At 58.9% G+C, this 7,398-nt stretch carries 7 protein-coding genes; 2 read left to right on the top strand and 5 right to left on the bottom strand.

The genetic code is table 11. From position 1 onward, the window contains the following. Positions 1–74: 74 nt before the first annotated feature. From KGA82_RS10635 to KGA82_RS10625, 3 genes are all read right to left on the bottom strand, one after another. The gene (locus KGA82_RS10635; RefSeq protein WP_008032173.1) at positions 75–830 is read right to left on the bottom strand and encodes a DeoR/GlpR family transcriptional regulator; all 756 of its coding nucleotides are present in this window, start codon (positions 828–830) and stop codon (positions 75–77) included. 95 nt (positions 831–925) lie between these two features. After that, entirely contained in the window at positions 926–2,431 is a 1,506-nt protein-coding gene (glpK, locus tag KGA82_RS10630) for a glycerol kinase GlpK (protein WP_008032172.1), read from the bottom strand. Positions 2,432–2,506: 75 nt separating this feature from the next. Then, on the bottom strand, positions 2,507–3,358 hold the full coding sequence (locus tag KGA82_RS10625; protein ID WP_008032171.1) for an MIP/aquaporin family protein: 852 nt from the start codon (positions 3,356–3,358) through the stop codon (positions 2,507–2,509). A gap of 369 nt (positions 3,359–3,727) precedes the next feature. Between KGA82_RS10625 and ybaK the strand changes: the two genes are divergently transcribed. After that, positions 3,728–4,198, top strand: coding sequence for a Cys-tRNA(Pro) deacylase (ybaK, locus tag KGA82_RS10620; RefSeq protein WP_007971306.1), 471 nt, complete (start codon positions 3,728–3,730; stop codon positions 4,196–4,198). A 15-nt stretch (positions 4,199–4,213) separates the two neighbouring features. After that, positions 4,214–4,996 (top strand): PhzF family phenazine biosynthesis protein, encoded by a 783-nt coding sequence (locus KGA82_RS10615; RefSeq protein ID WP_008032170.1) that lies wholly within the window; start codon positions 4,214–4,216, stop codon positions 4,994–4,996. Between the two features lie 113 nt (positions 4,997–5,109). On the opposite strand, the gene KGA82_RS10610 is transcribed toward KGA82_RS10615, so the two are convergent. Continuing rightward, a complete protein-coding gene (locus KGA82_RS10610; protein WP_008040856.1) occupies positions 5,110–6,219 on the bottom strand; it encodes an ABC transporter ATP-binding protein in 1,110 nt (369 codons plus the stop codon). Beyond that, positions 6,216–7,136, bottom strand: coding sequence for an ornithine carbamoyltransferase (gene argF / locus KGA82_RS10605; protein ID WP_032832563.1), 921 nt, complete (start codon positions 7,134–7,136; stop codon positions 6,216–6,218). Before argF ends, KGA82_RS10610 begins: the two co-directional genes overlap by 4 nt. Between the last annotated feature and the right edge of the window lie 262 nt (positions 7,137–7,398).

Here is a 7,398-nt window from a genome sequence, read left to right as displayed (position 1 = left end):
GGCGATGGCGGCCTTGAAGACGCCATCGCCAGCAAGCCGGCTCCTACAAGGAGGTTGTTTAGCAGTCAGAGGGGTTAAACAACCTCCAACCGAATCTTGTGCTGACTCAACAACTGCGCCAGCGCCGGCACTGGCTGCTGATCCGTCACCAGGCAATCGATCAAGCTGATCGGCCCCAGGCGAATCATGGCATTGCGCCCGAATTTGCTGGAGTCCGCCGCCAGAATCACCTGCCGCGCATTGGCGATGATCGCCTGCGACACCCGCACTTCCTGATAATCGAAGTCCAGCAGGCTGCCGTCTTCATCAATACCGCTGATACCGACGAGGGCGAAGTCGACCTTGAACTGGTTGATGAAGTCGACACTCGCCTGACCGACCACGCCACCGTCGCGCCGCACATTGCCACCGGTCAGCAGAACGTCGAAGTCGTCCTTGGCGCTGAGCATCGAAGCCACATGCAGGTTGTTGGTGATGATCTTAAGGTGGTTGTGGTTGAGCAGCGCCCGGGCAATCGATTCGGTCGTGGTGCCGATGTTGATGAACAGCGAGGCGTGATCGGGGATCTGTGCAGCAATGGCTTCGCCGATACGCTGCTTTTCATCGCGCATCTGATCGGCACGCATCGCGTAGGCGGTGTTTTCGACACTGGAATCGTAGGCTGCGCCACCATGGTAGCGACGCAATAAATTGGATTCCGCGAGCTGATTGATGTCGCGGCGGATGGTCTGCGGTGTAACGACGAATAGCGTGGCCATTTCCTCGATGCTGACATAGCCGCGTTCGCGGACCAGTTCGAGGATTTGCTGCTGACGGGGAGGCAGATTCATGGGGCTTCCTTTGGGCTGCCGTGCAAAATTTGCCCATGATGCCGCAGGAATCTGCTCCCTACCAGTTACATACAGATACGAGTACTTACGTTGGCTTATTCAGCGCCTTCATGAGGTTCCCAGTCACGCGTGCGGCTGACCGCTTTTTTCCAGCCGGCGTAGAGTTTTTCCTTGGCGGTTTCGTCCAGTGTCGGCTCGAATTCGCGCTCGATCACCGCCTTGCCGCGCAGTTCTTCCAGGCTGCCCCAGAAGCCACACGCCAGACCGGCCAGGTACGCCGCACCGAGTGCGGTGGTTTCGCGCATTTGCGGGCGCTCGACCTGAGTGCCGAGGATGTCGGCCTGGAATTGCATCAGGAAGTTGTTTGCCACCGCGCCGCCATCCACACGCAATGCTTTGAGGCGTTCGCCGGAATCCTGTTGCATGGCGTCGAGCACGTCGCGGGTCTGGTAGGCAATCGACTCCAGCGCTGCACGAATGATGTGATCCACGCGTACGCCGCGAGTCAGGCCGAACAGTGCGCCACGGGCATACGGGTCCCAGTACGGAGCGCCCAGGCCGGTGAAGGCTGGCACCAGGTACACGCCGTTGCTGTCCTTGACCTTGTTGGCGAAGTATTCGGTGTCGTGGGCGTCGTTGATGATTTTCAGTTCGTCACGCAGCCACTGAACGGTGGAGCCGCCGTTGAACACCGCGCCTTCCAGTGCGTAGGCCACTTCGCCACGCGGGCCGCAGGCGATGGTGGTCAGCATGCCGTGCTTGGATTTAACGGCTTTGTCGCCGGTGTTCATCAGCAGGAAGCAGCCGGTGCCGTAGGTGTTTTTCGCCTGGCCTGGCTCGACGCACATCTGGCCGAACAGGGCAGCCTGCTGATCACCGGCGATACCGCCGATGGCGATGCCGCTTTTGGTGTGGCCGTAGATTTCCGACGAGGATTTAACTTCCGGCAGCATCTCGCGCGGAATATCCAGCACCTCCAGCATCTTCGCATCCCACTCCAGGGTGTGGATGTTGAAGAGCATGGTGCGCGAGGCGTTGGTGTAGTCGGTGACGTGGACTTTGCCGCCGGTAAATTTCCAGATCAGCCAGCTGTCCACAGTGCCGAACAGCAGTTCGCCTTTGCGCGCACGCTCGCGGCTGCCTTCGACGTTGTCGAGGATCCACTTGAGTTTGGTGCCGGAGAAGTACGGGTCGGTGACCAGGCCGGTGGTGTCGCTGATGTATTGCTCGTGGCCGTCACGTTTGAGCTGTTGGCAGATCTCGGTGCTGCGGCGGCACTGCCAGACGATCGCGTTGTAGATCGGGCGGCCGGTGGTCTTGTCCCAGACCACAGTGGTTTCGCGCTGGTTGGTGATGCCGATGGCCGCGACCTGGTCGTGATGCAGGCCGGCTTGTGCCAGGGCCTCGACCATCACGGCGCTTTGGGTGGCGAAGATTTCCATCGGGTCGTGTTCGACCCAACCGGCTTGCGGGTAATGCTGGGCGAATTCGCGCTGGGCGGTGCAAACCACGTTCGCGTCGCGGTCGAAAATGATCGCGCGGGAGCTGGTCGTACCCTGATCGAGGGCAATGATGTAGTTCTTATTCTGAATGTCGGTCATGTCGATTGCCTTGGACGAAAAAAGGGAGTGAGGTCAGGCGCGGGACCAAATGGGCAGGATCACGCGCCTACGGTATCAAGAAGTTCTTGGTTTGCCGTCAATGGCCGGTGTTGCGTCCTTTGTAGCAGGTTCGGCGCTGGGCAGATGACGGGCAATCAGCCCGCGATACGCTGCAGCACCGAGGCAGGCACCGACAATCGGTGCAAAAATCGGGATCAGGAAATACGGGATATCGCGGCCACCAGTGAAGGAAATTTCACCCCAGCCAGCGAAGAAAGTCATCAGTTTGGGACCGAAGTCACGCGCCGGGTTCATCGCAAAACCGGTCAGCGGGCCCATCGAACTACCGATCACCGCGATCAGCAGGCCGATCAGCAGCGGCGCCATCGGCCCGTTTGGCAGACCGTTGTTGTCATCGGTCAGGGACATGATCACGCCCATCAGGACGGCGGTGATGATCACTTCAACCAGGAAGGCCTGGGCCGTGGACAAGACCGGGTTGGGGAACGTGGAGAACACCGACGCCAGTTCAAGGCTGGCTTGAGTGCCACGAACCATATGGTGAGTTTGTTCGTAATCGAAGAATAGATTGCTGTACAGCGTGTAAACCAACAACGCGCCGCAGAAGGCGCCGGCCACCTGGGCAAGAATATAGAACGGCAGTTTGCGTTTTTCGAAGTCGGCGAAAATGCTCAGCGCGATGCTCACGGCAGGATTGAGATGAGCACCCGAAACCCCGGCGGTCAGGTAGATCGCCATGCTGACGCCGACGCCCCAGATGATGCTGATTTCCCACAAGCCAAAGCTGGCACCCGCGACCTTGAGCGCGGCAACGCAACCGGTACCAAAAAAGATCAGCAGTGCAGTGCCCAGAAACTCGGCCATGCATTGGCTCGAAAGCGACGGTTGTTGTAAAGCAGTTGTCATTGAAAACCTCTTTGTTTTTGTTGTCTGGCGCTTTTTTCGTCATGGCCAAAGCGCGATTTTCACCAGGGCAGGATCCCCATCCTGTTCCTGGCTTACTGCTGGGTACTGCGTTGTCACGTTGTACTGTATTCAGATTCGAAAAAATATAGACAAGAAACACTGCTGTCAAAGGTCGAAAGTGAACTGTCGGTCACAATGCAACTATTAGTCACATGAATGATCGTTTTGTTTGGCGAACCGGACGAACTCTGACGAGCGGTAAAGAATCGCACCAAGTGCTGGAAACGCTGCCGTGATAGAGCCTTTTGTGGAGCAATGTCCTAGAATCCAGCGCAGTATTTTTTCTCTGCCGCCCAGTCTGGAGCTGTCATGACCCCCGCATTGGATTTGTTGAAAAAAGTTCGTGCCGAACATCGCGTGCACAGTTACGAACATGATCCGAAGGCGGCGTCCTACGGCTTGGAGGCCGCGGAGAAACTGGGGCTGGACCCGGCGCAAGTGTTCAAGACGTTACTGGCGGCCAGTGAAAAAGGGGAATTGCTGGTGGCGGTGGTGCCGGTCGTCGGAAGTCTGGACTTGAAGGGCCTGGCGCATGCCGCCGGGGTGAAAAAAGTCGAAATGGCCGACCCTGCTGCCGCGCAGCGCTCGACGGGTTATCTGTTGGGCGGCATCAGCCCGCTGGGACAGAAAAAGCGCCTGCGCACCTTTATCGATAATTCGGCCCAGCCCTTTGCCAGCATTTTTGTCAGTGCCGGTCGACGTGGCCTGGAAGTGGAACTGGCCCCCGCGGTACTGGCCGAACATACCCAGGCCAAGTTCGCCGATATCGGCCGCGCCTGAATCAGGGAGAAGGTTATGCAGCTTGAGTTTCATCAGGTCGATGCGTTCAGTGAGCGACCGTTCAGCGGCAACCCGGCGATGGTCTATCGACTCGATGCCTGGCTCGCCGATGAGTTGATGCAGAAAATCGCCGCTGAACATAACCTCGCCGAAACGGCCTTTGTGGTGCGTGAAGGGCAGGGTTGGCACATCCGCTGGTTCACGCCGACCACCGAGGTGCCTTTGTGTGGGCATGCGACCCTGGCCAGCGCTTATGTCTTGTTCGAGATCTATAAGGAACCGGTCGAACGCCTGGACTTCATTTGTAAGTCCGGCCCGCTGAGCGTGAGTCGTGAGGGCGGTCGCTTGTGGCTGGATTTCCCGGCAATCGTGCCGTCTGCAGTCGGCGTGACCCTGGATGTCGAACGTGCCTTGGGCGTCGACGTGGTCGATGTGTTGGGTTCGAATGAGTTATTCGTGGTGCTGGAGTCGGAGCAGGCCGTGCTCGACTGTCAGCCCGATATGGTCGCGTTGGCCAAACTGCCGTGGCCGGGTGCCATCGTCACCGCCAAGGGCAGCAAGCATGATTTTGTGTCGCGGTACTTCGCGCCGGCGATCGGTATCAATGAGGATCCGGTGACCGGTTCGACCCATTGCAGTTTGATCCCGTATTGGTCGAAGCGTTTGGGCAAGTCGAGCCTGACGGCGTATCAGTGTTCGAAGCGTGGCGGGGAGTTGTTCTGTCGGCTGGAAGGCGATCGGGTGAAGATCGGCGGGAATGCGACGCTGGTTGCGAGCGGAATGCTGATCCTCGGTTAACCCCAATCCCTATAGGAGCGAGGCTTGCCCGCGAAGGCGTAGTGTCAGTCGATACAAGCACTACCTGACACTACGCCTTCGCGGGCAAGCCTCGCTCCTACAGATTTTGTGTATCAGCTGGCAGTGCTGTAACGCCGAACGCCGGATTCGACCGTCGGAATCTGCGCGGCGATGCTGCCGGACGCCTGGAACAACACCAGGTGTTCAGCGGCAACCCGGATGCCAACTTCTGCACCGACCAGATGATCGGCATGGCTCGGGAAAATCGATTCCAGCTGCGCGCCGGTGGGCATCTGCAACCGATACAACGTCGACGCACCCTGGAACGACTTGCCGACAATCCGCGCCTTCAAGCCACTGTCCGGTGCATAAACGATATCGTCCGGGCGCAACAATACGTCCACGGCACCACCAATCGGCCAGGTGTAGGCCCGATTGCCGCGCAATTCACCCAGCTCGGTCTGCACCGATTCCGGGCTGCTCAGCTGACCACGAATGAAGTATCCCTGACCGATGAAACTGGCTACATAGGGCGTCAGCGGTTCGTGATACAGGTTGTAGGGCGTGTCCCACTGTTCCAGGCGACCTTCCTTGAAAACCCCGACATGATCGCTTACCGCGAAGGCTTCTTCCTGGTCGTGGGTCACCAGAATCGCGCTGGTGCCACGGGCCTTGAGGATGTCGCGCACTTCGTGGCTGAGCTTGCGCCGCAGTTCGCCGTCGAGGTTGGAAAACGGTTCGTCGAGCAGCAGCAGTTGTGGTTCCGGCGCCAGGGCGCGAGCCAGGGCAACACGCTGTTGCTGACCGCCGGAAAGCTCGTGCGGAAAGCGTTTGCCGAGGTTTTTCAGGTTGACCAGTTCCAGCAGTTCTTCGGTCACACGATCCTTTTGCGGATGCTTGCGAATCCCGAACGCGATGTTTTCCGCCACGCTCAAATGCGGAAACAGCGCGTAATCCTGGAACACCATGCCGATCCGGCGTTTCTCCGGTGCGAGGGTGAAGCCGGCGCTGGAGATCGTCTCGCCCGCCAGGGTGATTTCACCTTCGTGCACCGGTTCAAAACCGGCAATCGCCCGCAGCGTCGTGGTTTTGCCGCAACCCGAAGAACCGAGCAGGCAACCGATATCACCGGCATTCAAATGCAGGTTGAGGTTCTGCACGACGCGCTGGTCTTGATAACCGCAAGCGAGGTTGCGCAGGTTAAGCAGTAATGGCTGGCTCATGCGTGGTGGTACGAAGGCGGGACGAGAAACTCGAGCAGGGCCTTTTGTGCGTGAAGACGGTTTTCCGCTTGATCCCAGGCGACTGAGCGCGGGTCATCGAGCAGGTCGAGGCTGATTTCCTCGCCACGGTGGGCGGGCAGGCAATGCATGAACAGCACGTCATCGGCGGCCAGGTCCAGCAGGGCACGGGTGACCTGGAACGGTGCGAACAGCTTCAGGCGCTTGGCGGTTTCCTCTTCCTGGCCCATGGAGGTCCAGACGTCGGTGCTCACCAGATGCGCGCCGCGCACGGCGTCCTTCGGATCCCGGACGATGGTCACCCGGTCACCGGCGCTGGCCACGAACTCAGGATTGGGTTCATAGCCTTCAGGGCACGCAATGCGCAACTGGAAGTCGAACTGGATCGCCGCTTCTATATAGCTGTTGCACATGTTGTTGCCGTCGCCGATCCAGGCAACGGTCTTGCCCTGGATCGAGCCGCGATGTTCGAGGAAGGTTTGCATGTCGGCCAGCAACTGGCACGGGTGCAGGTCATCGGACAGGCCGTTGATCAGCGGGACGCGCGAATTGGCGGCGAATTCGGTCAGGGTGCTGTGGGAAAACGTACGGATCATCACCGCATCGAGCATGCTCGACATGACAATGGCGGCGTCGCCGATCGGTTCGCCACGGCCCAGTTGCGTGTCGCGCGGCGACAGGAAGATTGCCTGGCCACCGAGCTGGATCATGCCGGCCTCGAACGAGATCCGGGTACGGGTCGAGGACTTCTCGAAAATCATCCCGAGCACGCGGTTTTTCAGAGGCTCGAACAGTACGCCGCGGTTACGCAGGTCTTTGAGCTCAACGCCTCGACGGATCACGCTGACCAGCTCTTCGGGCGTGCAATCCATCAGGGAGAGAAAGTGCCTTGCGCTCATCATTGACTACCTTTTTGCTACAAACCGCAGATGCTCAAAGCCTTGTTTAACTGGAAAACGGGCGAGACCTGCGGCGTAAGCCGCACAGGGCGACGAAATAGGGGAAGGCGCGATCTTATAATTAAATGTCGCGTCTTACCAATAGGGCTACGGTTTTTAGGGGATTTCAGAGGGGCTATGGGGTGACCGCAGTAGCGCTTTTGAAGCCTGTTTCCTGACAGCAGCTGCTCATTTGTACACTGCGGCTGCGGGGCTTTGCAAT

Source organism: Pseudomonas sp. BF-RE-22, assembly GCF_019956155.1.
In the GTDB taxonomy this organism is placed as follows: domain Bacteria; phylum Pseudomonadota; class Gammaproteobacteria; order Pseudomonadales; family Pseudomonadaceae; genus Aquipseudomonas; species Aquipseudomonas migulae.
This window is presented reverse-complemented; position numbering and strand designations above follow the sequence as displayed.

Coding starts and splice junctions, on each gene's coding strand:
- KGA82_RS10610 (WP_008040856.1), bottom strand. CDS start 6,219: ATGAGCCAGCCATTACTGCTTAACCTGCGCAACCTCGCTTGCGGTTAT.
- glpK (WP_008032172.1), bottom strand. CDS start 2,431: ATGACCGACATTCAGAATAAGAACTACATCATTGCCCTCGATCAGGGT.
- KGA82_RS10625 (WP_008032171.1), bottom strand. CDS start 3,358: ATGACAACTGCTTTACAACAACCGTCGCTTTCGAGCCAATGCATGGCC.
- KGA82_RS10635 (WP_008032173.1), bottom strand. CDS start 830: ATGAATCTGCCTCCCCGTCAGCAGCAAATCCTCGAACTGGTCCGCGAA.
- KGA82_RS10615 (WP_008032170.1), top strand. CDS start 4,214: ATGCAGCTTGAGTTTCATCAGGTCGATGCGTTCAGTGAGCGACCGTTC.
- ybaK (WP_007971306.1), top strand. CDS start 3,728: ATGACCCCCGCATTGGATTTGTTGAAAAAAGTTCGTGCCGAACATCGC.
- argF (WP_032832563.1), bottom strand. CDS start 7,136: ATGAGCGCAAGGCACTTTCTCTCCCTGATGGATTGCACGCCCGAAGAG.